This is a genomic window from Streptomyces sp. NPDC059679 (genome assembly GCF_042734105.1).
Lineage (GTDB): Bacteria > Actinomycetota > Actinomycetes > Streptomycetales > Streptomycetaceae > Streptomyces.
Genome location: NZ_JBHWES010000083.1, coordinates 24,132 through 49,387, shown reverse-complemented (window position 1 = coordinate 49,387; position 25,256 = coordinate 24,132). Strand labels below are relative to the sequence as shown.

Here is a 25,256-nt window from a genome sequence, read left to right as displayed (position 1 = left end):
CGCGTCGCCGCGTACTCCGACCGCGAGGTCGTCGTACGGGACGGCAAGGCCCGGGACATGGCGGGCGTGCGGTGAGCGGCACCGGAAACGTGACCCCGCTGCGGGGTACGGAGGAGCAGGCGCAGGAGCACGCCGTGGGGGCGGGGCAGGCGCCCCAGGCGCCCCCCGCCCGCCCGGAGCCTCGCCAGCGGGTCGGCCCGGCCCGCTGGGCCGCCGATCTGGCGACGGGGGCGCGCTTCGCGGTCTCCGGCGGCCGGGAGAGCTGGGCCAGGACGGTCCTGACGGCGGTCGGCGTCGGGCTCGGCGTGGCGCTGCTGCTGATCGCCGCGGCCGTCCCGCATATCGTCTCGGCGCGCCAGGACCGCACCGACGCCCGCTCCTACTCGAGCAGCTACTCGAGCGACGTCAAACCGGGCCCCGACACCCTGCGGCTCGGCTTCGGATCCACCACCTTCCGCGGCTCCGACATCACGGGCCTCCTGCTGGCGCCCGACGGCGACCGGCCGGCCCTGCCCCCGGGCGTCGACCGGATCCCCGCGACCGGCGAGATGGTGGTCTCCCCCGCCCTGAAGAAGCTGCTCGCCGACGGTGACAGCAAACTGCTCAAGGAACGCCTCGATTACAAGATCGTCGGCACCATCGGCGACGAGGGGCTGGCCGGGCCGAGCGAGCTCTTCTACTACGCGGGCGTCGGCCCCGACGCCATGGAGGACGTCAGCAACCGCCTCGACCACTGGGGCGACAACTCCCCGAAGCAGGAGGAGGAGCTGGACCCGGTCCTGCTGATGCTGATCGTCGTGGGCTGTGTGGTGCTGCTGCTGCCCGTGGCCATCTTCATCGCCACCGCCGTACGCTTCGGCGGCGAGCGCCGCGACCGACGGCTCGCCGCGCTGCGCCTGGTGGGCGCCGACAGCCGGATGACACGGCGGATCGCGGCCGGCGAGGCACTGGTCGGCTCCCTCCTCGGACTCGCGGTCGGCACCGGGATCTTCCTGCTGATCAGGCACTTCATCGGCGGAGTCGCGGTGTTCGGCACCAGCGTCTTCTCCTCCGACGTCCAGCCCTCGGCCGCGATCACCATGCTGATCATGGTCGCGGTGCCCACCTGCGCCGTCGTGGTCACCCAGATCGCGCTGCGCAGTATCGCCATCGAACCGCTCGGCGTCGTACGCAACACCGCGCCCAAGCCGCGCCGCCTGTGGTGGCGGCTGCTGTTCCCCGTCCTCGGTCTCGCGCTGCTGCTGCCACGCCTCCGCTCGGGAACGGGGAGCAGCGACGGCGACATGTACCAGGTCGCGGCTGGTGCGGTGCTGATACTCGTCGGCATCACCGCGCTGCTGCCGTGGCTGGTCGAAGCCGTCGTCAAGCGCTTCGGCGGCGGCCCCGTCCCCTGGCAGCTCGCCACCCGGCGGCTCCAGCTCAGCAGCGGCGCCGCCTCGCGCGCGGTCAGCGGCATCACGGTCGCCGTGGCCGGCGCGATCGCGATCACCATGCTCTTCGCCGCCGCGGAGAGCGACAACACCACCTCCACCGGACAGGACCCGTCCCGCGCCGATGTGGTGGCGCACATCCCGGTGAACACCGGCGCGCAGGCGCGGGACGTCATCGCGCAGTACACCGGCACCAAGGGCGTACGCGACGCACTCGGCGTCACCGACGGATCGGTCAGCGACCCGCGCAGCAAGGCCGAGGCCCCGGGCGACATCCCGGTCGGGAGCGTGGTGGTCGGCGACTGCCGCACGCTGAAGGAGCTGGCGCGGATCGGCGACTGCCGCGACGGCGACGTCTTCGTCACCAAGCCCGCCGAGTGGGACGACAAGGACACGTACTTCACCAAACCGGGCGCGACGGTCAACCTCAGCTTCGACCAGGACTACAACCCCTCCCGCAGCAAGCCGCGGCTGTGGACGATCCCCAGGTCCACGCCCGTCGTGGAGTTCAAGAAGGACCCGATGGGCGGCGAACGCTCCGGCATCCTGGCCACCCCGGGTGGGCTGGACATCGCCGAACTGCACCAGCCCTCGGTGCAGATGATGCTCCGGCTCGACCCGAAGGTCCCGGACGCCATCGAGTACGCCCGCAACACGGCCGCCCGGCTCTCCTTCGAGGAGGACATCTACGAGCTGCGAAGCACCACCCAGTCGGACGAGTTCCGGACCATCAAGCGCGGTCTGTTCATCGGCGCCTCGGCCACTCTGCTGCTGATCGGCGCGAGCATGATCGTCTCCATGCTGGAACAACTGCGCGAGCGCAAGAAGCTGCTGTCGGTCCTGGTCGCCTTCGGCACCCGCCGCGCCACCCTCGGCTGGTCCGTGCTGTGGCAGACCGCCATCCCGGTGGTCCTGGGCCTGGCCCTGTCGGTCGCGGGCGGCATCGCCCTGGGGGCGATCCTGCTCAAGATGGTCGACGAGCCGATCGCCGTGGACTGGGCCAGCGTCACCACGATGACCGGAATCGGCGCGGGCGTGATCCTGCTGGTGACTCTGGTCTCCATGGGGCCACTGTGGCGCATGATGCGGCCGGAAGGGCTCCGTACGGAGTAACGCACGAGCGGTGCGCCAGTGGCCGCCGGGCCCTTCCCACCTGGGGAAAGGGCCCGGCGGTCGGGTGTTTCGGGGTTTATGCCGCCATCGACGTGTCCGAGCTGCCGGCGGCGAGAGCGCAAAGGCTGACCCGCTACCCCTTGGCAATCCGCACCGGCAACGGCCCCAACGCCTCCCGCAGCGCCCCGGCGAACGCCTCGAACTCCTCCTGCCGCGCCGCCCCCGCCCGCATCGCGAGCGCGATCCGGCGCGCGGGCGCCGGGTCGGCGAAGTAGCCGGTGGCCAGTTGCTCACTGCGCCCCGTCTCCACGCGCAGCGCCGTACGCGGCAGCAGCGTCACCCCGAGGCCGCCCGCGACCAGCTGCACCAGCGTGGAGAGTCCTGCGGCGCTCGTGGTCACCGGGGCGCCCTCCGTACGGCCCGCCTCGCGGCAGACGTCCAGGGCCTGGTCGCGCAGGCAGTGGCCCTCGTCGAGCAGCAGCAGATCCAGCTCCTTCAGCGCCGCGCGAGGGATGTCACTCCGCCCGCCGAGCCAGTGGTCCTGGGGTGTGACGAGTACGAAGTCCTCGTCGAACAGCGGTAGTTCGACCACGCCGGGGGCGGCCAGCGGGACCGCGAGCAGCAGCAGGTCGAGCCTGCCCTGGGCGAGTCCGTCCAGCAGTGAGGCGGTCTGCTCCTCGTGCACCTGGAGGTCGAGCAGCGGATAGCGGTCGCGTACCAGCCGCAGCACGGTCGGCAGCAGATACGGCGCCACGGTCGGGATCACCCCGAGCCGCAGCACCCCTGTGAACGGCGCCCGCGCCGCCTCCGCCTCCTCCATCAGCGCCCCCACCGCCTCCAGCACCGTACGGGCGCGCGCCGCCAGCCGCTCCCCCGCCGGGCTGAGCAGCACCTTGCGCGTCGTACGCTCCAGGAGCTGCACCCCGAGCGCCTCCTCCAGCGCGGCGACGGCCCCCGACAGCGCGGGCTGGCTCATGCCGATGGCGGCGGCGGCATCGCGGAAGTGCAGCTGCTCGGCGACCGCGGCGAACGCCCTGAGCTGGGAGAGGCTGGGCTGATGTGACTTCCCCCCGGGGCCTCCGGGTATGGCTGCCGCAGCCACTGATAACCACCTCCGATCAACAGTACCCACTCTAGCTATTTCACTGATCAATGCCTGGTGTGCCAGGGTGGTCCAGTCCAACCCCGAGGAAACCACCACATAACGGTTTCCTCCGCTGAAAGCTGCAAGGAGAGCGCGTGCTCACTGTCGGTGACAAGTTCCCCACGTACGATCTGACCGCCTGCGTGTCGCTGGAGAGCGGCAAGGAGTTCGAGCAGATCAACCACAAGTCCTACGAGGGCAAGTGGCGCGTGGTCTTCTTCTGGCCGAAGGACTTCACCTTCGTGTGCCCGACCGAGATCGCCGCGTTCGGCAAGCTGAACGACGAGTTCGCCGACCGCGACACACAGATCCTCGGCGTCTCCGGCGACTCCGAGTTCGTCCACCACGCCTGGCGCAAGGACCACCCCGACCTGCGTGACCTGCCCTTCCCGATGCTGGCCGACTCCAAGCACGAGCTGATGCGGGACTGCGGCGTCGAGGGCGAGGACGGCTTCGCGCAGCGCGCCGTCTTCATCGTCGACCAGAACAACGAGATCCAGTTCACCATGGTGACCGCCGGTTCCGTGGGCCGTAACCCCAAGGAGGTCCTGCGGGTCCTCGACGCCCTGCAGACCGACGAGCTGTGCCCCTGCAACTGGAGCAAGGGCGAGGACACCCTGGACCCGGTCAAGCTCCTCTCGGGCGAGTGAGCTGACCGATATGGCACTCGACGACCTCAAGTCCGCCCTGCCGGACTACGCCAAGGACCTCAAGCTCAACCTGGGCTCGGTCATCGGCAACTCCGACCTTCCGCAGCAGCAACTGTGGGGCACCGTGCTGGCCTGCGCGATCGCCTCGCGCTCGCCGCGTGTGCTGGCGGAGCTGGAGCCGGAGGCCAAGGCCAATCTGAGCCCCGAGGCCTACACCGCCGCCAAGTCGGCCGCCGCCATCATGGCGATGAACAACGTCTTCTACCGGACCCGGCACCTGCTGTCGGACCCGGAGTACGGCACCCTGCGCGCGGGGCTGCGGATGAACGTCATCGGCAACCCGGGTGTGGAGAAGACCGACTTCGAGCTCTGGTCGCTGGCGGTGTCCGCGATCAACGGCTGCGGCCAGTGCCTGGACTCGCATGAGCAGGTGCTCCGCAAGGCGGGCGTGGACCGGGAGACGGTCCAGGAAGCCTTCAAGATCGCCGCGGTGGTGCAGGCGGTCGGCACCACGCTCGACGCCGAGGCCACCCTGGCCGCGAACGGCTGACGGCACCCGGCCCAAGGCGCATAGACGCATAGACGCATAGACGCATAGACGCATACGGGGCGTTCCCACCGAACCGGTGGGAACGCCCCTCGCGCATTCCCGTATGCCTCCGCCGGATGTCCGACCCCGCCGGTAAGGTCACGGGCCATGGCTCAACACACGGACCACACCGACCCGTTGGCCGAGGCGAGTCGGCTTCTGACCGAGGTCGCCAATGACGCGGAGTACGTCGGCGAGGAGGACGAGGAGTGGGCGGACGACGCCCGCACCGCCCGCGACGCGTACACCCGCGCCCTGCGGACGGCCCCGGAGAGCCTGGAGGCGGCCGTGGGGCTCGCCGTGCTGGCCGGTGCCGAGCTCCGCTTCCATATCGTCAACCACGTGGACGGGGCCTGGTGGGAAGAGGACTCGGGCCCTCTCACCGAGATACCGGCCGACGACGAGACCGGGCGCCGGCTCGTCGACGAGGCGATCCGCGCGGCCCGGCACGTCCTGTCCCTGGAGCCGGACAACAACCTCGCCGTCTACCTCGAAGCGCTGGCCCATGAGTGCGGGGGCGCGCACGACGAGGCGCTGGCCGGCTATCTGCGCGCCGTGGAGCTCGACCCCTGGGACCATGTGGCCAAGGACCGCGCCCAGGCGCTCGACGACGCATACGACCCGCCGCGCCACGAGGGCCCGGACCCCAATCCGCACTCCCGGCACTTCTGGCTGCTCCGCGACAGCGTGTGGACCAGCAACTCCGGTGACGAGGAAGTGGCGTACTGGCGCCTCGGCGACCCGGCCGAGGTGCGGGACGCCATCGAGACGGTGGTGGCGAACAAGGCGCGGTACAACCCCGATCTGCCCTCCGTACGGGACGGCGGCATCAGCCTGATCACCTACGCCCCGGGCCGGCCGCCGAGCACGGTCGACATCTACGAAGCGCTGCGCCCCGCGCCCTCCGGACCACCGGCGGTGGACTGGACGGCCGTGGCCCTCGAAGAGCCGCCGCCCGGCAGGCGTCTGCCGACCGGACAGCCGGTGCGCGTCGGCGGCCGGGTGCACTTCGACGGGGAGGGCGAACGCGCCGAGGAGTGAAGCCTGGCCGGGGCACCCCGGTCAGGGCATCACGACCGGCGGCTCACTCGCCCCCGTCGTGCCGCGTCGGCGCGATCTCCGCCGCGGTGGAGCCGTGCGGCCCCTGCGTCGCGCGCAGCGCGGCCTCCTTGTTGTACGTCCGCAGATAGCCGACGACCGTGTTGGCGACCGCCACCAGCGGTACGGCCACCACCGCGCCGCCGATTCCGCCGATCAGCGAGCCGGCCGCGACCGAGAGCACCACGGCCAGCGGATGCACCCGCACCGCCCGGCCCAGGATGAAGGGCTGGAGGATGTGGCCCTCGATCTGCTGCACCGCCAGCACCACCACGAGCACCATCGCCGCCGTCCACACGCCCTGGGTGACCAGTGCGACCACGACCGCCAGCGCGCCGGAGACGACGGCGCCGACGAGCGGGATGAAGGCGAAGAGGAAGATGAAGACGGCGAGCGGGACGGCCATCGGGACGTCGAGGAAGAAGATGCCGACGCCGATGAAGATGGCGTCGATCAACGCCACGATCACCGTGCCGCGCACATAGGCGGTGAGCGTGGTCCAGGCACGCGGGCCCGCGCCCGCCACGCCCTCGCGGGCCGGGGCCGGGACGAGCTTGAGGAACCAGGCCCAGATCTTCGGCCCGTCGTACAGCAGGAAGAGCGTGCTGAACATCGCCAGCAGGATGCCGGTCAGCACCTCCACGATGACCGTGACGCCTTCGAGCCCGGCGGAGGTGAGCTCCTCGGTGTTGGCGCCGATCGCGTCGCGCAGGTTGTTGGCGATCTGGTTGATCTGCTTCTCGGTGACGTGGAATGGGCTGTTGAGCAGCCAGTCCCGCAGATCGTCGATGCCCGCCTGGACCTTGCTGGACAGGTCGTCGATGTTCTCCATGACCTGCCAGACCACGAACCAGATGACCAGGCCCATGATGATGAAGCCGGAGATGAAGGTGATGGCGGTGGCCAGGCCGCGGGGGACGCCCCGGTTCCGCAGGCGGGTGACGGTCGGCTCCAGCATCGCGGTGATCAGCAGCGCGACGGTGAAGGAGAGCACGACCAGTTCGACGGCGCTGATGACGGTCATCAGCACATAGACCGTCCCCGCGAGCACCAGCAGCCGCCAGCCGACCTCGGCGGCGACCCGGACGCCCCAGGGGACGGCGGCGACGGGGTCGGGTTTGGCGGAGATGGCGGGGGCGTAAGCGGGCGGGGCGGGCACGCTGGCCGGCTCCCGGCGCGCCGGGGCCGCGCCGTCGGGGTCCGCGCCCGCCGCGATCGCGGGTTCCAGGGCCGGGCGGGCCGGGCCGGAGCCACGCACGGCGGAGCCGTTGGAGTCAGGGGGGTCGGCGGAGCCCTCAGGAACGGCGAGAGCCGGATCGGCGGGGCCGTTTACGCCCTCAGCCCTGCCGGCGCCCTCAACCCTGCCGACGCCGCCCAGGGTCTTGTCGGTGCCCTGGCCCCCGTCGGCCCGTTCGCTCCTGCCGTCGTCGGTGTGCGCGTCGTCCGGGTCGGCGGCGGCCTCGGCATGGCGCTCCAGCCGCTCGGACAGCCGGGTCAGGCCGGCTCCCATTCTGCCGACCCAGTGTGGCAATGCGGACATTTCGCTTCCCCTACCCCCAGTTCCCCCCTGGTCGTGGGGAAGACGTTACAGCCTGAGGACGCGGGAAACCCCCGGCCGGTTGCGGTCGGGGGTTTCGCAAAGTGGAACGCCGGAGGCGACCGAGTGAGGCCGGAAGCATCAGTAGTAGTTGTTGGCCTGCCAGAACGACCACGCGCCGCAAGGGCTGTCGTAGCGCTCGTTCATGTAGTTCAGGCCCCACTTGATCTGGGTGGCCGGGTTGGTGCGCCAGTCGGCACCCACGGAGGCCATCTTGGAGCCCGGCAGCGCCTGCACCAGACCGTACGCACCCGAGGAGGGGTTCTCGGCGCGGTAGTTCCAGGTGCTCTCGTGGTTCACGATGTTGCTGAAGCACTGGAACTGGTCGGCCGGGACGATCTGCCGCGCCATGGCCTGGACCTCGGCGACGGTGTACGAGGCCTGCTGCGGGAAGCTGCTCGCGTCGCGGGTGGCCGACCGGCTCGCCGCCTCCTCGGCCTTCTTCTTGGCTTCCGCGCGCTCCTTGGCGAGCTTGGCCTCGGCGGCCGCCTTCTCGGCGGCCAGCTTCTTGGCCTTGGCGTCCTTGGCGGCCTGCTTGCGGGCAGACTCCTCAGCGGACTTCTTCGCCTCCGCGTCCGCCGCGGTGGACTGCACGTCCGCCTGCTGCGTCAGGGACGCGGTCTGCGCCACGGCCTGCTGGCCGGCGGGTATGTCCGCAAGGAGCGTCGTGTCGGCGGCGGTCGCCTCGACGGGGTCGGTCGAGCTCTGCTCTCCGCCCGCGGCAACGCCAACGACAGCGCCCACAGTGGTGACCGCGGTGGCGGAGGCCACTGCGAATCCCCGGACCGAAATCCGGCTCACACGGTTTCCTTCCAGCATCGCCCGCTTAGGTGACCTCGCGGACGCAATCGTGCCCCTGGCGCTGACCTCCCCTTGTTCCGTCCCCCTGTTGCACAAGGGGATGGCTGGTCACGGGAGGCACTGGCCCGGTGGACCCTCCCTCGGGAGAGCCGCAAGGTGCTCGGGCGGCATACGGCGAACGCTGTTTAGTTCTGGTACTGCTGTTGCTCCGTACCGCTGGGGGTACTGGTGTGCCGTATGCGGGGCCTGACAGGACCCACACACTGCCGGAAGCGGACGCCCGGAGGCAATTCTCCGTTGAGTGTGAAAGCTCACACCCCGTTTACACCCTGGGATTTCCGGAAATCCGAGCGCACCAAGACGCCGCGCGGCTAAGCTCTTTCGGCTCAGCCGCGCGGCGCCCGGGTCGCGCTTCCCCTCAACTACCTCAGATATGACCGTCTTCGAGCATTTCGGTCACCAGGGCGGCGATCGGCGACCGCTCGGAGCGGGTGAGGGTGACATGGGCGAACAGCGGATGCCCCTTGAGCTTCTCGACCACCGCGACGACGCCGTCATAGCGCCCGACGCGGAGATTGTCCCGCTGTGCCACGTCATGGGTGAGTACCACCCGGGAGTTGGAGCCGATACGGGACAGAACGGTCAGCAGAACGTTCCGTTCGAGGGACTGTGCCTCGTCCACGATCACAAAGGCGTCATGGAGCGAGCGGCCCCGGATGTGGGTGAGCGGCAGCACCTCCAGCATCCCGCGCCCCACCACCTCCTCGATCACATCCGAGGTGGTCACCGCCGACAGCGTGTCGAAGACGGCCTGAGCCCACGGGCTCATCTTCTCCGCCTCGGAGCCCGGCAGATAGCCCAACTCCTGCCCGCCCACCGCGTACAGCGGCCGGAAGATCATCACCTTCCGGTGCTGCTGACGCTCCAGCACCGCCTCAAGACCGGCGCACAGCGCCAGCGCCGACTTGCCCGTACCGGCCCGGCCGCCCATCGAGACGATCCCGATGTCCGGGTCGAGCAGCAGATCCAGCGCGATGCGCTGCTCCGCGCTGCGCCCGTGGATGCCGAACGCCTCGCGGTCGCCGCGCACCAGCCGCACCTGCCCGTCGGGCGTAACCCGGCCCAGCGCCTTGCCGCGCTCCGACTGCAGCACCAGACCGGTGTGCACCGGCAGCTCCGCCGCCTCGGGGACATACCCGGTCTCGGCCGCGAAGAGGTCGTCCACCTGCTCGGCGGTGACGGCCAGCTCGGCCATCCCGGTCCAGCCCGAGTCGGTTATCGCCAGCTCCGCGCGGTACTCCTCGGCCAGCAGCCCGACCGAGGATGCCTTGATGCGCAGCGGGAGGTCCTTCGAGACGACCGTGACGTCGTACCCCTCGGCCTGAAGGTTCCTGGCGACCGCGAGGATCCGCGAGTCGTTGTCGCCCACCCGGCCGCCATGGGTCAGGAAGGCGGCCGGCAGGATGCCCGGGTCGGAGTGGTTGAGCTCGACACGCAAGGTGCCGCCCAGATCGCCGATCGGGATCGGGGCGTCCAGACGGCCGTGCCGGATCCGGTACTCGTCCAGCAGGCGCAGCGCCTGCCGGGCGAAGTAACCCAGCTCCGGATGGTGCCTCTTGGACTCCAGCTCGGTGACCACGACGACCGGCAGCACGACTTCGTGCTCGTCGAAGCGGGCCATGGCGTTCGGGTCGGCGAGCAGGACGCTGGTGTCGAGGACATAGGTGCGCCGGTCGTGCTCGCGGCGTTTCTTGCTGGTCACCACGGGTGGACGAACCCCCTCGGGAGAGGTTGGGGTGCGACGGCGTCGCGGGAACATGTCCCCCGGCCCGCAGGCGGGGGACGGACCGGGCTCAGGCCCAAGCGGAAGGGCCGAGCGCCGGCCCTCCGCGTCATACGCACGATCCGCATCGTCCGTGTGCAAAGGGCCTCCCGGGCGAACGAGCACATGCCGTCCGCTGGCAGTTCGACACCCCTAGGACAGTTGGGGCAGGGCGTCGACCTGGAAGGGATATTCCCTCGAACGTGCGCAGCCATGCAATGGCATATGACGGCGCGCACGTGAACGTTGTGAAACCCGCACGTTTCGGGGCGGGATGAGGCCGTAGCCGAAACCGTACGGACGCATCAGCCGTCCGGGCCCGACTGCCGTACCGCGTACGGGACTAGTAGCCGTACCGCCGGTGACGCGCGGCGTAGTCACGGAGCGCGCGGAGGAAGTCGACCTTGCGGAAGGCCGGCCAGAATACCTCGCAGAAGTAGTACTCCGAATGGGCGCTCTGCCACAGCATGAAGCCCGACAGCCGCTGCTCGCCGCTGGTGCGGATGACGAGGTCCGGGTCGGGCTGGCCGCGCGTGTACAAGTGTTCGGAGATCAGGTCGATGTCGACGACCTCGGCAAGCTCCTCGAAGCTGGTGCCCTTGCTCGCGTGGTCGAGCAGCAGCGACCGCACCGCGTCGGCGATCTCCTGTCGGCCGCCGTAGCCGATGGCGACGTTGACGAGTATCCCGTCGATGTGCTCGGTGTCCCGCTCGGCCTCCTTGAGGACCGTCTGGGTCCGGGCGGGCAGCAGATCGCGGTTCCCGACGTGGTGCACCCGCCAGCGGCCGTCGGCGGCCAGGTCGCGCACCGCGCCCTCGATGATGCCCAGGAGCGGGATCAGCTCTTCCTCGGGGCGGTCGAGGTTGTCGGTGGACAGCATCCAGAGCGTGACGACCTCGACGTCCGTCTCGTTGCACCAGCCGAGCAGCTCCTGGATCTTGCTCGCGCCGGCCTTGTGACCCTGCTCGGTCGTCCCCCCGGCCGCGCGGGCCCAGCGGCGGTTGCCGTCGAGGATGACACCGATGTGCTTGGGCACCTGGGCGTGGTCGAGGCGGCCTTCCACCCGGCGTGCGTAGAGCCCGTACACCAGGTCGCGCAACTTCACGTCTTCCAGCCCCTCAGTGCCTTGCAATGGCTTGCGATGGCGGTCCGCCCAAGGCCGCACCCTACTGCGGTAGGGGGGCGCTGGCGAACCGGGTGCGCCCCCTGATTGCGGCGCCCATCCCGCAAAACATCACGCTCCGTAGTTGCCCGGTGTGCGCTCCGTCCGGGTCGATGGCCGGTACGCCCCGGAATCACCCGGAAAAGAAGCGGGCCGGTCCGTGGGGGGGATACGGACCGGCCCGAGGGGGGGCTTCCACCATAACGCTTTGTGAGGGATAGTCCAGGCATCGACGCGGGTGACAATGAATGTCGCCGAGAATCCCGTCCGGAATGCCGTCGGCCGCATCAGGCCGCGAGCCCCCCGAGCACCAGCCCCGCACCGGCCCCGAGGATCATGAAGGGGCCGAACGCCATCCCGGTTCCACGGGTCGCCCGGCGTGTCGCCAGCAGCGCGATGGCGTAGCACGAGCCCAGCAGCAGCCCCGCGAAGGCGCCCAGGACCAGCACCATCCAGCCGTACCAGCCGAGCGCGATGCCAAGACCCAGGGCCAGCTTCACATCGCCGAACGCCATTCCGCCGGGGCTGATCAGATGGAGCGCGAGGTACGCGCCGCCCAGCGCCGCCCCGCCCAGCAGCGCCCGCCGCCACGACCCGGCGCTGTGCGGCAGCAGCGTCGCCACGCCGAGCAGCACGGCCGCCCCGCCCGCCAGCGGCAGCGTCAGCACGTCAGGCAGCCGGTGCACCGCCCGGTCCACGCCCGCCAGCAGCACCGCCGGCGGCGTGAGCAGCAGCCACACCGCCAGCTCGGGGCGGTCGCCGACCGCCGCCGCCAGCACCGCGCACACCAGCGCGGTGAGGGCCGCGGTCAGGGCGGCGCCCGTACCGTAGTCCCGCTCGCCCGCCCGGCAGCGCGGGCAGCGGGCGAGCCCCAGCCAGCCGCGGGCCGCCCCGGTGAGCGCGTGCCCACGCGGGCAGGCCCCGCGCCACGGCTCCTCGGGCTCCACGGCCAGCCGGTAGCGGGCGCGGGGCACGAGCATTCCGGCCGCCGCGCCGTACGCGGCGGCGAAGATGATCAGGGGCACGGACACGGGCCGAGCCTACGGAAGCGGGGCCGGGTGCGACACTCGCATCGGGCACCGGACGCAGGATGGGAGATGGACGGAAGGGCGGGGCGGGGATGGGCCGTTGGCGGGACGGCACGGGGACGCTGCGCGTGCTCGACGGCGCGCATGACGACGTACATGGCGGTGTGCTCGGCGATGTGCCGGCCGCGGATGTCCCCCTGGAGGTCGCCGCCTCCTATCGGGCCCGCACCCGCGGGCTGCTCGGCCGGGACGGGGTGACGGGCGCGCTGCTGCTCACCCCCGCGAGCAGCGTCCACACCTTCGGGATGCGCTTCGCCATCGACGTCGCCTATCTCGACCGCCGGCTGACCGTACTGGCCGTGCGCACCATGCGCCCCGGCCGGCTCGGGCTGCCCCGGCCCCGTGCCCGCCATGTCCTGGAGGCCGAGGCGGGCGCCATGGAGCGCTGGGGGTTGCGGACCGGCGCCCGTGTCACGATCCGGTGCCCGGGCGCATAGCCGCGGCAAGGCCCGAGCTGTACGCTGTGGCACCGGTGTCATGGTTGGACACCCTCGATCGCGTATCGGGGTCATTGAGGTAGAGGTACAGGGGTAGGGGTTGCACGGTGACAATCACGGGCAAAATTCTGCGGTTTGACGAGTTTCGCGGCTACGGGTTCATCGCTCCCGACGACGGCGGCGAGGACGTCTTCATGCACGCCAACGACCTGCTGGACGAGAAGCATCTGTTCCAGCCGGGCAGCAAGGTGGAGTTCGTCCCGGAGTACGGCGACAAGGGTCCCAAGGCGTCCGAAGTACGGATCGTCCAGCGGGCCGCCGTGGTCCGGACCCACACGCCGGGACCGGCCGCCGACTCGGGCGACGACACCATGTGCGATGTGCTGTCGATCTCCGAGTTCCGGCAGGAGCTGACCGAGGCGCTGGTCGAGGTGGGCGGCACACTGACCGCCGACCAGATCAAGCAGGTACGCAGACGCGTGCTCGAACTGGCTCAGGCGCACAACTGGATCGAGTCCTAAGGGGCTTGGAGCGCCACACCGAACCGCCGCGCGGGGCATCGCCCCTGCCGCGGCGGTTTTTTTCAGGCCCCGGTGACCGTCAGCATCGCCCAGAGCGCGACCGTCGCCGCGACGATCGTGGCCGGCCCGGTCAGCAGCCCGAGCCGGGTGAAGTCCCTCAGCCCGAAGCCGGTACGGGTGCCGGTGTCCATGCCGTATCCGCGGATCTCGCGCCGCCACAGCAAGGTGGCCAGCGAGCCGACGTAGGTGAGGTTCGGCCCCAGGTTGACGCCGATCAGCACGGCGAGGACCGGGCCCGGCCCGCCCGCGGCGGCGATCGGCAGCAGCGCGAGCGTGGCGGGGAGGTTGTTGACGAGGTTCGCCAGGACCGCCGCGACCCCGGCGATCGCCAGCAGCGCGGGCAGCCCGGCGCCGCCGGGGAGCAGATGCGTAAGACCGGCCCCCAGCCCGCCCGCCAGCACGGCCTGGACGACGACCCCCAGCGCGAGCACGAAGAGGCAGAAGAGCGGCCCCGTGGCGGCCACCGCGCCCCGCACCGTCTCCCGTCCGCGCGCCACCGCGCGCACCGCGAGGACCAGGGCGCCGGCCCAGGCCGCCCAGGCCGGATCCACGCCGACGAGCGAGGTGGCGACGAATCCGCAGAGGGTCAGTACGAGCACCGCCAGGGCGAACACCGGCACCTCGGGCCGCCGGGCCGGCGGCGCCTGCGAGGTCCCGGCGGCCAGGTCGGCGGCGAAGTAGCGGCGGAAGACCAGATACTCGATGCCGACGGCCAGCAGCCACGCGGGCGCCATGAGCACGGCGAACCGCGTGAACGAAAGACCGCTGGCCTCCAGGGCCAGCAGATTGGTCAGATTCGAGACGGGCAGCAGCAGGGACGCGGAGTTCGCCAGGTGGGCACAGGCGTACAGATGCGGCCGCGCCCGGGCTCCGAGCCGGGTGGCGGTGGCGAACACCACGGGTGTGAGCAGCACCACCGTGGCGTCCAGGCTGAGCACCGCGGTGACCACCGCCGCCACCGCGAAGACCCCGGCCAGCAGCCGGTCCGTACGGCCCCGGCACGCCCTGGCCACCGCGTCACCCGCCGCCTCGAACAGCCCCTCGTCCGCACACATCCGGGCCAGCAGCAGCACCGCGGCCAGAAAACCGACGACCGGCAGCAGCCTGCGGGTGACCTGCCACACATCCGGAAGCGACACCGCCCCGACCGCCACCAGCAGCCCCGCGGCGGGCACCGCGGCGACCGCCTCGGACCACCCCCGGGGCCGTACGACGGCGAAGGCGAGCACGCCCAGCAGCAGGGCGACGGAAACGATCTCGGTGAGGGCGGTGCTCAGGGGGGCTCCCGGTTCCAGATGCGACAAACACATCCATGATGCGATACGCGCCGAAGTGGACCGCCACGGCCCCCGCGCCCTACCGCCCCCGGGCTCTACCGCACCCGCGCCCTATCCCGCGCGGGCCCTATCCCGAGCGGGCGAAGCTGACCTCGACCCGGCGGTTCTTTTTGCGCCCCTCCTCCGTGGAGTTGTCCGCGATCGGGTACTGCTCGCCGTAGCCGCGGATCTGGTACTGGACGGAGGAGTCCAGATTCGCGGAGAGCGCGTGCTGGACGGCGTTGGCCCGTTCCTTGGAGAGCTTGAGGCCGTGCAGCGCGGAGCCGAGGTCGTCGGTGAAGCCGAAGACGCGGACGCTGGTCGCGTTCTGCTTCTCGATCTCCTGGGCGATGGCCCTGATCCGGGCGTTGGCCTCGCCGCCGAGCTTGGAGCTGTCCTTCTCGAACAGCACCTCGGCCTGGAGGGCGAACTTGACCTTGGCGTTGGTGTCCTCGCGGCGCTCGTCGCCGTCGTCGGTCTCGACGACCGACTTGATGTCCAGCACCCGGCCGGGGGCCAGCTTCGCGCTCCCGGGCAGCCGTAGGTCGGGGTCCTTGGCGTCGATCTTGACCGGAGGCGTGGTGTCGGCGGGGGCGCCGGGGCCGCTGTCGGCGTGGGCCGCCGGGGCGGGGGTGACCAGGAGCGCGGTGGAGGCGAGCGCGGCGGCGATCAGCGAGCCCCGGCGCACACGGGCGCGGCGGTCGGCGGGGCGACGCTCGGAGGCGCGGCGGTCACGGGCGTCGGAGGCGCCGCAGTCGGAGGCGCGGCGGTCGTCGAGTGTGGTCATCGCCGACTCATCCCGTGAGCTCGATGCTGACCGACGGCATGGTCGGAATCTGGAAGTCGACCTTGGTGACGTTCGACGGCGGGGCCGGGAACTGGGCGAACAGCGGGCGGCTCTCGTTCGGCTTGATCCCCGAGAGCCCCGTCGTACACAGGCACTCCCCGTCGGTGTCCCGCAGCACCAGATAGCGCTTCTTGCCGGCCGAGTCGACGAGCGAGGCGCCCGACACGGACGACCGGGACTTCATCTCGGTCTCCTTCGAGCGCCAGTCCACCGCGTTGAAGAGCTGATCGCCGCGGTTGGTCACCGTCGCGTTCACGGTGACAAACCCGCCGCCGTCCCGGACCGCGGAGTGCACGGTGACCACGATCCCGTTCGGGCCCTTGATCTCGCCGATGGTCTTGTCGGAGTCGGCCGCGGGCTCGCTGTCCTTGCCATCGCCGTCGTCCCCGGCCCGGCTGTCCTTGGCGGCCGTGGACTTCTGGCCCGCGCCGTCGTCCGGCTTCTTGCCGTCGTCGCTGCCGCACCCGGCCACGGCGAGGGCCAGGGCCGCCGCGAGCGCCCCCACGGCGGCCCCCCTCCGGGCCTTCGTCGTGTGCCGAATGCTCATCGCTCGGTGTCCCTCACTCTTCGTTGATTCTTCGTATCCACTCGTCAGTCGGCGAGATGGACGGAGAACAGGTCCTTGGCGTCGGGGAAGAGATCGAGGTGCTCGGGGTCGATGGTGATGTCCTTGCCCTCGCAGACCAGATCGATGACGGGCTTCTCGTCCTTGCCGCCCTCGTCCTTACCGTCACCGCCGTCGCCCTTGCCGTCGTCACCCTTGCCGTCGTCACCCTTGCCGTCGTCGGTGGGGTCGGGCAGCGGAGCCGGCGCCTCGTACGTACAGCGCGGCTCGACGACCGCCTTGGCGCGCGCGGTCGCGTGCTTGGTCTCCGTACCGGGGATGACGGACTTGCCGACCGCCTTGCGGGTCTCGACCGTGACGGTGAACGAGACGGGCAGATAGCCCGGGACGCACCCTCCGTCGGTGACGTCCGCGTCGTTCTCGCCGGCGAACCACTGGGCCTGGTCGCACGGATCGCGCAGCGGATGGAAGCCCCGGCCGTTCAGCAGGTCTTCCCACGCCTGCTCGTCGGTGATCGCGTCGGTGATCGCGGCCAGCAGGCCCTTGCGCAACTGGGAACGGTAGTCCTCGGCCGCGCCGAGCGCCGCCGCGTCGGCCGCGGTCTGGCCGCCGTTGCGGGTGGCGCCCGCCTGGCCGACCGCGAAGAGGGCGAGCGCCAGGAAGAGCAGGCCCGCCACGGCTGTGATGTAAATCGGGAACGCCTGCCCCGCGTCACCGGCCAGGCGGGGGCGACGAAAGCGGCGAGGGGTCACGAGGCCGATCAGATGCCGACGACCTCGGAGATCTTGTCGGAGATGGCGTTTGCGATCATGCTGCCGAAGTCCGTCGTCGACAGGACGAGGACAATGGCGACCACCACGGCGATGATGCCCAGATACTCGATCGAGGTCTGCCCCCGGTCGTTCCGCATGACGCGCTTCCCCATTGTGTTCCCCTCCATGGGTGGCCGTACCGCTCCGGTCCGGCGACTCAACCCCCGTGGTGCCGCTCGCGACACGAGCAAAGTACGCCGAAACACCTGCCCGGGAACAGTGCCTACGGCACCATTGCATGCCCATTTCGAGGCGTTCGAACCGCGTCGTCATCTTCCGGCCGACCTTCAGATCGGTATTCCGGCTAGCGCGGCCCATACGTTTCACCCCCTCCCGGCCCCGAGGAGTCTCCGTGTCCAACTGTCCCATATCTGATTGCAATCGCGAAGACACTTTGCCGAATCCAGCCGGTCAATCCCCGGTGATGGAGCCGAAATCCGTGCCCGAGCCGATGAAGAATCCCGCGATGAGCAGGATCATCGTGCCCGGCACCATAAAGGTCGTGACCACCATGGTCGCCTTGGGCACCGCACGGGCCGCGCGCCGCCGGGCGTTCTGCGCATCGGTGCGCCGCATATCGTTCGCAATGGCGATCAACGTCTCGACGATCGGCGCGCCGAGCTCCTCGCCCTGCTGCAGCGCGGTGACGAACTGAGCGACCTGCTCGGAGTCGTTCCGCTTCCGCAATTCCTCGAACGCCTGTCTGCGGCTCACCCCCATGTCCATTTGCCGAAGCGTGATGCGAAGTTCATCCGCCCAGGGGCCCTCGTACTTCTCCGCCACTCGGTCCAGCGCCTGACGGAAGCTCAACCCGGCGCTCACCACCACCGCCAGCACGTCCAGAAAGTCCGGCAGCGTCCGCTCGATGGCCTGCCGGCGCTCCCGTACGGCCGCCCAGATGCCGACCTCGATCCAGAACAGCCCGAAGGCGACCAGCACCAGGGCGAGCAGCAGCTGTCCCTTCATCAGCATCGCCAGCGCGCCGCCGAAGCCGAGGAGGCCGTACACCGCGCGCCGCGCCGCATAGCGGTCGACCGTCAACCCGCCCGGGTTGCCCGCCAGATCGATCCGCCGCCGGACCTTGGCGACCCGCTTCTCGCCCATCATCCGCAGCACGAACGGGGCGTAGCGCATACCGAGCCGGTCGACGGCCGAGCCGACCACCGTCGTACGCGTCGCCCCGACCTCCAGCGCCACCGCCAGGTCGCTGGGTAGCTTGGCCTCGCTGCGGTAGAGCGCTATGCCGTACGCGACGCCCGCCACCGACAGCCCCGCCACCAGCGCCAGCAGCACACCGATCGCCATGTCCGCCGCCCCTCTCTCAGACTCAGACGTCGATCTTCGACATACGGCGGATCAGGAAGAAGCCGACCCCGTACAGCGCGAAGGCCACCACCACCGCGGCCTGGCCCCAGAAGTTGGAGGTCATCCGGTCCAGGGAGCCGGACGCGATCCGGTTCATCAGCAGCAGCGTGCCGATGCCCATCAGCGGGACCACATACGCGGTGACGGTGACCTGGGACAGCTGGGTGCGCACCTCGCGCCTCGTCTCCTTGCGCTCCTCCAGCGTCTGGGTGAGATTGCGCAGCGAGCTGACGACGGTCCCGCCCGCCCGGTTGGACAGCACGAGCGTGGTGACCAGCACGACCAGCTCCCGGGACGGCAGGCGCTCGGCGAGCTCGCCGAGCGCGTCGTCGATCGAGTGGCCGACCGCCAGCTTGTCGGCGACCTTCGCCAGCTCCTCCCCCGCCGGGGCCTCCATCTCGTCGGCCGCCATGCCCAGCGCGGTACGCAGCGCGAGCCCCGCCTGCGTGGCGTTGGCCAGGATCCGCGACAGCTCGGGCAGTTGGTTGATGAACTTCTCGATCCGCTTCTGCCGCTGCCAGTTGAGGAACGCGAACGCGGACCAGACCGCGACCACGGCCGCGATCGGCCCGAAGAACGCGGCGAGCAGCGCCGCCGCCACCACCCACAGGCCGATCGCCGCGCTCGCCGTGTAGACGAAGAACTCACCGGGGGTGATGTCAAGACCCGTCGAGGCCAGCCGCAGCTCCAGCTTCCGCCCGAGTCCGGTGGAGCGCAGCCGCCGGTCCACCCGTGCGAAGCGGCGCGGCCGGCCGGACAGCGGCAGCGACCCCGTTTCGGAGAGCCGGTCGAACAGCGCCTGCTGGGCGGCCTTGCCCCGGGCGTACGTATGCACGCCCGCGACGCCCAGCGCGCCGCACACCAGCGTCGCCCCGACCGCCACCTCCGCCAGTTGGTCCATGCCCGGCTACCTCCGCTCACTCGGGCTGTACACGGCCCCGCGCACGCTCAGCTGCGCCGGGAACGCGGCCACCCCGAACGCGGGCGGCACCGACTCGCTCGCCAGCCGCAGCCGGTCCGCGACCCGCTCCGGCAGCGGGAAGTACGAGAACCGCCCGTGCACGATACGGTCCGCGCCCATCGGCTCGGCGTCGAACCGGCAGACGGTCGCGATGCGGTACTCCTCGTGGCCATGGCTGTCGAGCAGCGCGACCTCGCTGATCCGCCGCGAGCCGTCGGCGTGCCGGACGAGCTGCACGATGCAGTCGACCGCGCTGTTGATCTGGTCGCGCAGCGCCTCGTACGGAATCGCCACATCCGACATCGAGGCGAGCGTCTGCAGCCGCATCAGCGCGTCCTCCGCGCTGTTGGCGTGCACGGTCGCCAGCGAGCCGTCATGGCCGGTCGACATGGCCTGCAGCATGTCCAGGGTCTCCCCGCCGCGCACCTCGCCGACGATGATGCGGTCGGGGCGCATACGGAGCGAGTTGCGCACCAGGTCGCGGATGGTGATCCGGCCCTTGCCCTCGACGTTGGGCGGGCGGGACTCCAGGCGGATGACGTGCGTCTGCTGGAGCTGCAGCTCCGCCGCGTCCTCGACCGTGATGATCCGCTCGCCCTCCGGGATCAGCCCGGACAGGGAGTTCAGCAGCGTCGTCTTCCCGGAACCGGTCGGCCCGGACACCACGACGTTGAACTTCGCCCGCACCAGCGCGGCGAGCAGCAGCAGCGTCTGCTCGTCCAGCGTGCCCATGCCGATCAGCTCATGCAGGGTGTACGCGCGCGGGAAGCGGCGGATGGTGAGCGTGGCGCCGGTGAGCGCGAGCGGCGGGATGATCACGTTGACCCGCTCCCCGGACGGCAGCCGGGCGTCCACCATGGGATTGGACTCGTCCACGCGGCGGTTGACCGTCGAGACGATCCGCTCGATGGTCTGCATCAGCTGTTCCTCGGACGCGAAGCGCACGGGGACGAGCTCGACCCGGCCCGAGCGCTCCACGAAGATCTGGTCCGGGCCGTTGACCATGATCTCGGTGATGGAGGCGTCCTCCAGGAGCGGTTCGAGTACGCCGAGGCCCAATGCCTCGTCCACGACCCGGCGGATCAGCTGCGACCGCTCGGCGGTGGACAGCACCGGGCCCTCGCGGCTGATGATGTGCCCGAGGACGCGCTCAAGACGCGAACGCCGCTCGCCGGCGGCGAGCGAGGACATCTCCGCGAGGTCGATCTCCTCGAGCAGCTTGGCGCGGTAGACGGAGACGAGATGCCCGTCCTCCCGCCCCTCACCGGGCCCCTCGGGCGCGGTGATGCGTGCCCGCAGGCTCATCGGTGTCCTCCTTGTACTGGTATGCGGCTGGGCCGCGTGATGGGCTCCGACCGCCGGTCCCCTGACGGGGGCCGGTCCCCTGACGGGCCGCCGGTCAGCCGTCGTCGCACGGCATCGTCGCGCTCCTCGTCGCGTTCCCGAAGCTCACGCCGGGAATCACCGACGGGATGTCCACCGTGGCGGTCGCCCGCGTCTGCCCGTCCCCGCACGGGGTGACGCCGACGTCCGTCCCGTCCGCCAGCCATCCGCTCATCGCCGCCCGCCCCGCGGCCGCCGGGCTGGTCCTCACCTCGTCGAGCGAGGCCGTACGCGCCGCCGCGCGGGCCGCCGTGCCCGCCTGCTGCACGGCGTACGCGGCAAGCCCCAGCTGAACGGCGGCCAGCGCGACCAGGATCAGAACCGGCAGAAAGCCGAGGAACTCGATCGAGGCCGACCCCCGATCGCGACCCCGGTCGTGCGCCGCGCGCCCGGTCACCGCCCCGCGCCCGCTCACCGCCCCACGCCCGGCCATCGCCTCACACCCCCTCGGCCTGCTCATCCACCGCGCCCGCGGTCCCCGTCACCGGCCACGGGAAGTCCGCGGCCCCGGGGAAGAGGACCGGGACGTGCACCTTCACCGTGGCCTTCCAGACCCCGTCCGCGCCCTGGCCGCAGGTGATCTCCGCGCTCTCCTGCCACGCGCTCGGCAGGTCCTTCAGCGCCGCCTCCTGGCAGGCGCCCGCGTCGCCGCCCACCGCGGCGCCCGCTCGGGCGGCCTTGTCGGCGGAGTTGCCCGCCAGGGAGTACGTATAGCCGAGCAGCACGAACTGCCAGATGACGGCCAGCACCACCAGCACCAGCGGCAACACGCCCAGGAATTCGACCGCGACCTGGCCGCGGTCGCCGCCCCGCTTGCGCTGAAAGCGCCTGGAGGGTGTGGAGGGGACCTCCCGCAGCGACTCCGGCCCGGTGCCCGTACCGCCGTCGGCCGCGCCCGCGCCGCCCCCGGCGGCCGGGGCGTCGCCGCCCGCTCCTATGGCACGGCGCCGCCGCATGCCCGGGAGCGTGCGGTGGTCCGCCGGGCCGGGGTGTCCACCGTGGGGAGCCCGGCCGCCCCCGACGGGGCCCGCGCCGCCGCCGGGCGGCTCGACCAGGGCCAGTTCCCCGGCCAGGCCCCACAGGGCCTGCTTGACGGCCGACTTGGCGTCCAGGTCCTGCATCCGGCCCGAGTCGACGGCCGGCTGGAGCTCCTTGAAACCGGCCGGGACGACCGTACGGGCCATCCGGGTGCCCGTCGCCCGCTCGATCAGCTGCGGCTGGATCTCCGCACTGCGGGTGTGGCGGTTGACGATGGTGACCGTGTCCTCGGCCTTGCGGATCTGGAGCCGGTCCCAGAGCCGGACCATGCGCTTGGCGGCGCGCACCGCGACCACGTCCGGGGTGGTCACCAGCAGTGCGAGGTCGGCGATCTCGACGACGGCCGCGCCCGCCGAGGTCATCTGCGTACCGCAGTCGACGATCACCACCTCGAAGCGCGAGCGCAGCGCGCTGACGACCTGGCGGGCCGCGCGGTCGGAGACCTCCTCGCCGCGCTCGCCCTCTCCCGGGGCGAGCAGCAGCCCGAGGCCGGTCTGGTGGGTGAACACCGCTTCCTGGAGCACGCGCGGCGTGATGTCGTTGATCTGGGCCAGGTCGGCGATCGACCGCCGGAACTGCACATCGAGGTAGGAGGCGATGTCTCCGGACTGCAGGTCCATGTCGACGAGCGCGACCCGGCGCCCCGCCGCCTGCGCGGCCAGCGCGAGCTGTACGGCGGTGACCGTCGTGCCGACCCCGCCCTTGGCGCCCGCGACGGCGACCAGCTTCCCGCCGGGCCCGGTGGCCAGCGCCTCGCCGCCGCCCCCGAGGTGGCGCCGTACGCCGGTGGCCCACTGGGCGGCGGCCTGGACGCGGGCGGCCAGCTCGTCGTACGCGAGCGGCAGCCCGGCGATGCCGCGGGCACCGGAGTCCATGGCGGCGGAGTAGAGCGCGGGCCCGGCGTCCGCGGTCACCAGCACCACGCCCACGGCCGGGAAGCGCAGCGCTATCTCGCGGATGAGTTCGAGCGCGGGGGCCGGGCCGATGCGCTCGTGGACCAGGACGACCTCGGGCAGGTCCTCCAGGGAGGCGGCGGCCAGCGCGGCGAGGGTGTCGAGCAGCCGGGTCGAGTCACCCACCGGCGGGGACGGTTCGGCGCCCGGCAGCTGGCCGAGCAGCCCGCTGAGTGCGCGGGCGGCGTCGGGGTCGCCGACGCCCGGAAGGATTCTGATCGTCACCGGGGCACCGCCTCACTCATGTTCCTGCGGCACGCCGCTGGTCGGGTCGTCGTGCCGCTTGTCATCTGTCGCCGTCGTCGCTGTCGAGGGTGTAGGTGCGGTCGCGGGGAGAGACGGTGTCGTCGCCGCCGGGAGCGACGAGGGCGAGCCGTACGTGTGTGGCGAAGGACTCCGCGTACGCCACGCGCTGGGCGTCCCCGGTGTCCAGCGCGAAGGTGATGGGCACCGCCTTGTTGAGCCGCCGGGTGTCGTCCTGGTCCGGTTCGAGCGCGGTGAGCTTGCCGACATCGATGACCTCCGCGCCCGCGACGATGATCTTGGAGACCGGATCGTCGCGCTGGCTCCGGCCCTCGAAGGTCGCGTAGATGTTGACCTTCGAGCCGGGGTTGATCTTGCCGGCGACGCCGGTGGCCGCGTCGATCATGATCGCGATCTCCTGCTGCCCCGGCTTGAGCGCCGGGCGTTCCACGATCATGTCGTCCTGGAGCAGCGACCCCTTGCGCAGCGGGGTGACGGCGATCTTGCCGCGTACGTCGGCGAGGTCGGTGACGGCCGTGGACGGCAGCCAGCGCTTGGGCATCGATATCTTCTCGAACTGGCCGACGTCCAGCGCCTGGTAGGCCGGAACGTTCGACTTGAGCTTGTACGCGGTGGTCTCGGGACCGACCTTCGACTCCACGTCGCGGATGACGGACAGCACTCCGGCGAACGCGCCGCCGGCGCACAGGACCGACAGGAGCAGCAGAATGACTCCGCGGCGCTGGCGTGAATTCATCGGGAATTCCTTGCGTGGAAATCCCCGCCTTCAGGCGGGAGAGGAAGCACGTCCCGTCCTTCCGGCGCGGGGCGCCGGGGCAGTGGGCGGGAGGACTTCTCGGGGTGGGTGGTGTAGGCATATCCGTCCGCACGTTGCAGCAGGTGGAAGTGCGTGTGTCGGGTGGTGACGAGACGGTGGGCGGTGCGGATGGCGAAGCTGCCGGATGCGCGGACGGCGACGCGGCCGGTGTGAGTGCCGACGTATTTGCCGGTGGGGACGACGGCGCGGGCCAGGTCGCCGGTCTGGAAGCCGAAGAACTGCTTCTGTCGGGGCAGGCGCAGACGGGGGAAGCCGTGCCTGTCGGGACGGGTGCGCGTGTAGGAGCCTCGCCCGGTGCACCCGGCGACGAGGACGTGGTTGACGGTCTGGGTGATGGTGTCGAGTTTGCCGACCGCCAGGGCGTCGAGGGTGTGTGTCTTGGGCAGGTGGTTGCGGGTGCGGTTCCACTTCGTGCGGCCGCCCGACGCCACATGCGTGGGCAGCCGCTGGTCCAGAGCGCGCCACAGCGCCCAGCGGACGCTCTGAACGGCGGCGGCGTCCCGCAGCGGTGCCTTCGTCTGGGCCTTGACGCGGGCGGCGACGGCCGGGCGGGCGAACTCCTCCACCGGCCGGTCGCCCTTGGCCTGATTGCACGGCACACAGGCCAGGACGAGATTGGAGACTCTGTCGCTGCCGCCGCGGGAGCGAGGGTGGACGTGGTCGATGTTCAGCGGCACCCCGGTGGCGCCGCAGTACACGCAGGCCCGGCCAAACTTGGCGAGCAGGTACTCGCGCACCTCCGGGCCATGCAGGGTGCCGTGCTGGTACTCGGCGCCCTCCAGTGGGCGACCGGCGCTGATGGCGTGTGTGTCGAACGCGACCCGCTCCACATGCACCGCCTTGACCGGTGCCCACCGCGAGAGGCGGTCCACCCACGAGATGGTGGTCTCCACCCGGTGCCGCAGGCTGGGGGCGAGCCAGCCCTTGGGGCGGCGTCGGTTGAGAAACCGTGGTGCCCGGTAGCGCAGGTTACGGGACCGGCGGCCGCGCCGGTACGCGGCCCGCTGCTCCAGCTTCTTGCGGATCTGGGCGCCGCGGTGGTCGAGCTGGACCGCGTACCGGCCCCGCCGCTGTCCGCCTTGCGCGGTGAACACCGCCAGGCCGGTGTGTCTGCTGCCGGGGTCGATGCCCAGCTCCACGCCGTCGACCTCGCTCCCGGCCGCGATGCGGTCCTTCAAGCGGATGACAAAGGGGGTGTGCCGGGCCACCACCGCCCGCCCGGACTTCAGCAGCTTCCGCGCCCTGGCGGGCGTGGTCGGCTGCAGCGGTGTGCCGTGCCGGTCGAGGACGAACACGCACGGGTGGGCCTCACGGCCCTCCTCCCGGACCTGACGGTCCAAGGTGACGCCACCGTGCCCAGGTGAAGGCGCGGTGGTCTCCCCTCGCACATGTCCCGTACCGGGTACCGCATCGCGGTCTTCGG

24 protein-coding genes and 1 pseudogene are annotated in these 25,256 nt (G+C 71.1%); 7 read left to right on the top strand and 18 right to left on the bottom strand.

From position 1 onward, the window contains the following. Both ACFV2X_RS48555 and ACFV2X_RS48550 read left to right on the top strand, forming a co-directional pair. Positions 1–75: pseudogene (locus ACFV2X_RS48555) on the top strand (ABC transporter ATP-binding protein); the annotation flags it as partial. Continuing rightward, positions 72–2,543, top strand: coding sequence for an FtsX-like permease family protein (locus tag ACFV2X_RS48550; protein WP_385629083.1), 2,472 nt, complete (start codon positions 72–74; stop codon positions 2,541–2,543). The pseudogene ACFV2X_RS48555 and the gene ACFV2X_RS48550, both read left to right, overlap by 4 nt. A gap of 133 nt (positions 2,544–2,676) precedes the next feature. Here the strand turns inward: ACFV2X_RS48550 and ACFV2X_RS48545 are convergent, their stop codons facing one another. Then, the gene (locus ACFV2X_RS48545) at positions 2,677–3,645 is read right to left on the bottom strand and encodes a hydrogen peroxide-inducible genes activator (protein WP_385629081.1); all 969 of its coding nucleotides are present in this window, start codon (positions 3,643–3,645) and stop codon (positions 2,677–2,679) included. A gap of 137 nt (positions 3,646–3,782) precedes the next feature. Here ACFV2X_RS48545 and ACFV2X_RS48540 point away from each other — a divergent pair, with 137 nt between their 5' ends. The 3 genes from ACFV2X_RS48540 to ACFV2X_RS48530 all read left to right on the top strand — a co-directional run bounded on the left by ACFV2X_RS48540 (position 3,783) and on the right by ACFV2X_RS48530 (position 5,967). After that, complete coding sequence (locus ACFV2X_RS48540; protein ID WP_358627168.1) at positions 3,783–4,337, top strand: peroxiredoxin; 555 nt, start codon at positions 3,783–3,785, stop codon at positions 4,335–4,337. 10 nt (positions 4,338–4,347) lie between these two features. Further along, the gene (locus tag ACFV2X_RS48535; RefSeq protein WP_089505063.1) at positions 4,348–4,887 is read left to right on the top strand and encodes an alkyl hydroperoxide reductase; all 540 of its coding nucleotides are present in this window, start codon (positions 4,348–4,350) and stop codon (positions 4,885–4,887) included. A gap of 147 nt (positions 4,888–5,034) precedes the next feature. Beyond that, positions 5,035–5,967 carry a hypothetical protein gene (locus ACFV2X_RS48530; RefSeq protein WP_385629079.1) on the top strand — a complete coding sequence of 311 codons (933 nt, stop codon included), beginning with the start codon at positions 5,035–5,037 and terminating at the stop codon, positions 5,965–5,967. A gap of 43 nt (positions 5,968–6,010) precedes the next feature. Here ACFV2X_RS48530 and ACFV2X_RS48525 read toward each other — a convergent pair whose 3' ends face one another. The 5 genes from ACFV2X_RS48525 to ACFV2X_RS48505 all read right to left on the bottom strand — a co-directional run bounded on the left by ACFV2X_RS48525 (position 6,011) and on the right by ACFV2X_RS48505 (position 12,437). After that, positions 6,011–7,564 carry an AI-2E family transporter gene (locus ACFV2X_RS48525; protein ID WP_385629078.1) on the bottom strand — a complete coding sequence of 518 codons (1,554 nt, stop codon included), beginning with the start codon at positions 7,562–7,564 and terminating at the stop codon, positions 6,011–6,013. A gap of 138 nt (positions 7,565–7,702) precedes the next feature. Next, positions 7,703–8,440 carry a transglycosylase SLT domain-containing protein gene (locus ACFV2X_RS48520; RefSeq protein WP_385629076.1) on the bottom strand — a complete coding sequence of 246 codons (738 nt, stop codon included), beginning with the start codon at positions 8,438–8,440 and terminating at the stop codon, positions 7,703–7,705. 409 nt (positions 8,441–8,849) lie between these two features. Beyond that, on the bottom strand, positions 8,850–10,187 hold the full coding sequence (locus ACFV2X_RS48515) for a PhoH family protein (RefSeq protein WP_385629073.1): 1,338 nt from the start codon (positions 10,185–10,187) through the stop codon (positions 8,850–8,852). A gap of 400 nt (positions 10,188–10,587) precedes the next feature. Continuing rightward, complete coding sequence (locus ACFV2X_RS48510; RefSeq protein WP_014176780.1) at positions 10,588–11,349, bottom strand: isoprenyl transferase; 762 nt, start codon at positions 11,347–11,349, stop codon at positions 10,588–10,590. Between the two features lie 344 nt (positions 11,350–11,693). Further along, positions 11,694–12,437, bottom strand: coding sequence for a prepilin peptidase (locus tag ACFV2X_RS48505; RefSeq protein WP_385629070.1), 744 nt, complete (start codon positions 12,435–12,437; stop codon positions 11,694–11,696). A gap of 59 nt (positions 12,438–12,496) precedes the next feature. Between ACFV2X_RS48505 and ACFV2X_RS48500 the strand changes: the two genes are divergently transcribed. Continuing rightward, a complete protein-coding gene (locus tag ACFV2X_RS48500) occupies positions 12,497–12,931 on the top strand; it encodes a DUF192 domain-containing protein (protein ID WP_385629068.1) in 435 nt (144 codons plus the stop codon). A 107-nt stretch (positions 12,932–13,038) separates the two neighbouring features. Continuing rightward, complete coding sequence (locus tag ACFV2X_RS48495; RefSeq protein WP_385629066.1) at positions 13,039–13,452, top strand: cold shock domain-containing protein; 414 nt, start codon at positions 13,039–13,041, stop codon at positions 13,450–13,452. Positions 13,453–13,514: 62 nt separating this feature from the next. On the opposite strand, the gene ACFV2X_RS48490 is transcribed toward ACFV2X_RS48495, so the two are convergent. The 12 genes from ACFV2X_RS48490 to iscB all read right to left on the bottom strand — a co-directional run bounded on the left by ACFV2X_RS48490 (position 13,515) and on the right by iscB (position 25,173). Then, on the bottom strand, positions 13,515–14,822 hold the full coding sequence (locus ACFV2X_RS48490; protein ID WP_385629063.1) for an SLC13 family permease: 1,308 nt from the start codon (positions 14,820–14,822) through the stop codon (positions 13,515–13,517). A 94-nt stretch (positions 14,823–14,916) separates the two neighbouring features. Then, positions 14,917–15,615, bottom strand: a complete 699-nt coding sequence (locus tag ACFV2X_RS48485) for an OmpA family protein (protein ID WP_385629060.1) — start codon at positions 15,613–15,615, stop codon at positions 14,917–14,919. A gap of 7 nt (positions 15,616–15,622) precedes the next feature. Further along, positions 15,623–16,222: a hypothetical protein gene (locus ACFV2X_RS48480; protein ID WP_385629057.1), complete on the bottom strand. Its 600-nt coding sequence runs from the start codon at positions 16,220–16,222 to the stop codon at positions 15,623–15,625. Positions 16,223–16,266: 44 nt separating this feature from the next. Then, positions 16,267–16,992 carry a hypothetical protein gene (locus ACFV2X_RS48475; protein WP_385629054.1) on the bottom strand — a complete coding sequence of 242 codons (726 nt, stop codon included), beginning with the start codon at positions 16,990–16,992 and terminating at the stop codon, positions 16,267–16,269. An 8-nt stretch (positions 16,993–17,000) separates the two neighbouring features. Continuing rightward, the gene (locus ACFV2X_RS48470; protein ID WP_162097954.1) at positions 17,001–17,150 is read right to left on the bottom strand and encodes a hypothetical protein; all 150 of its coding nucleotides are present in this window, start codon (positions 17,148–17,150) and stop codon (positions 17,001–17,003) included. Positions 17,151–17,463: 313 nt separating this feature from the next. After that, positions 17,464–18,357, bottom strand: coding sequence for a DUF5936 domain-containing protein (locus tag ACFV2X_RS48465; RefSeq protein WP_385629051.1), 894 nt, complete (start codon positions 18,355–18,357; stop codon positions 17,464–17,466). Between the two features lie 22 nt (positions 18,358–18,379). Next, positions 18,380–19,318 carry a type II secretion system F family protein gene (locus tag ACFV2X_RS48460; protein WP_385629048.1) on the bottom strand — a complete coding sequence of 313 codons (939 nt, stop codon included), beginning with the start codon at positions 19,316–19,318 and terminating at the stop codon, positions 18,380–18,382. 6 nt (positions 19,319–19,324) lie between these two features. Then, the gene (locus ACFV2X_RS48455) at positions 19,325–20,683 is read right to left on the bottom strand and encodes a CpaF family protein (protein WP_385629046.1); all 1,359 of its coding nucleotides are present in this window, start codon (positions 20,681–20,683) and stop codon (positions 19,325–19,327) included. Between the two features lie 94 nt (positions 20,684–20,777). Then, positions 20,778–21,194, bottom strand: a complete 417-nt coding sequence (locus tag ACFV2X_RS48450; protein ID WP_385629043.1) for a TadE/TadG family type IV pilus assembly protein — start codon at positions 21,192–21,194, stop codon at positions 20,778–20,780. A gap of 4 nt (positions 21,195–21,198) precedes the next feature. Then, the gene (locus ACFV2X_RS48445) at positions 21,199–22,977 is read right to left on the bottom strand and encodes a CpaE family protein (protein ID WP_385629040.1); all 1,779 of its coding nucleotides are present in this window, start codon (positions 22,975–22,977) and stop codon (positions 21,199–21,201) included. Between the two features lie 61 nt (positions 22,978–23,038). Next, the gene (cpaB, locus tag ACFV2X_RS48440; protein ID WP_385629038.1) at positions 23,039–23,752 is read right to left on the bottom strand and encodes a Flp pilus assembly protein CpaB; all 714 of its coding nucleotides are present in this window, start codon (positions 23,750–23,752) and stop codon (positions 23,039–23,041) included. After that, positions 23,749–25,173, bottom strand: coding sequence for an RNA-guided endonuclease IscB (iscB, locus tag ACFV2X_RS48435; protein ID WP_385629035.1), 1,425 nt, complete (start codon positions 25,171–25,173; stop codon positions 23,749–23,751). Before iscB ends, cpaB begins: the two co-directional genes overlap by 4 nt. Between the last annotated feature and the right edge of the window lie 83 nt (positions 25,174–25,256).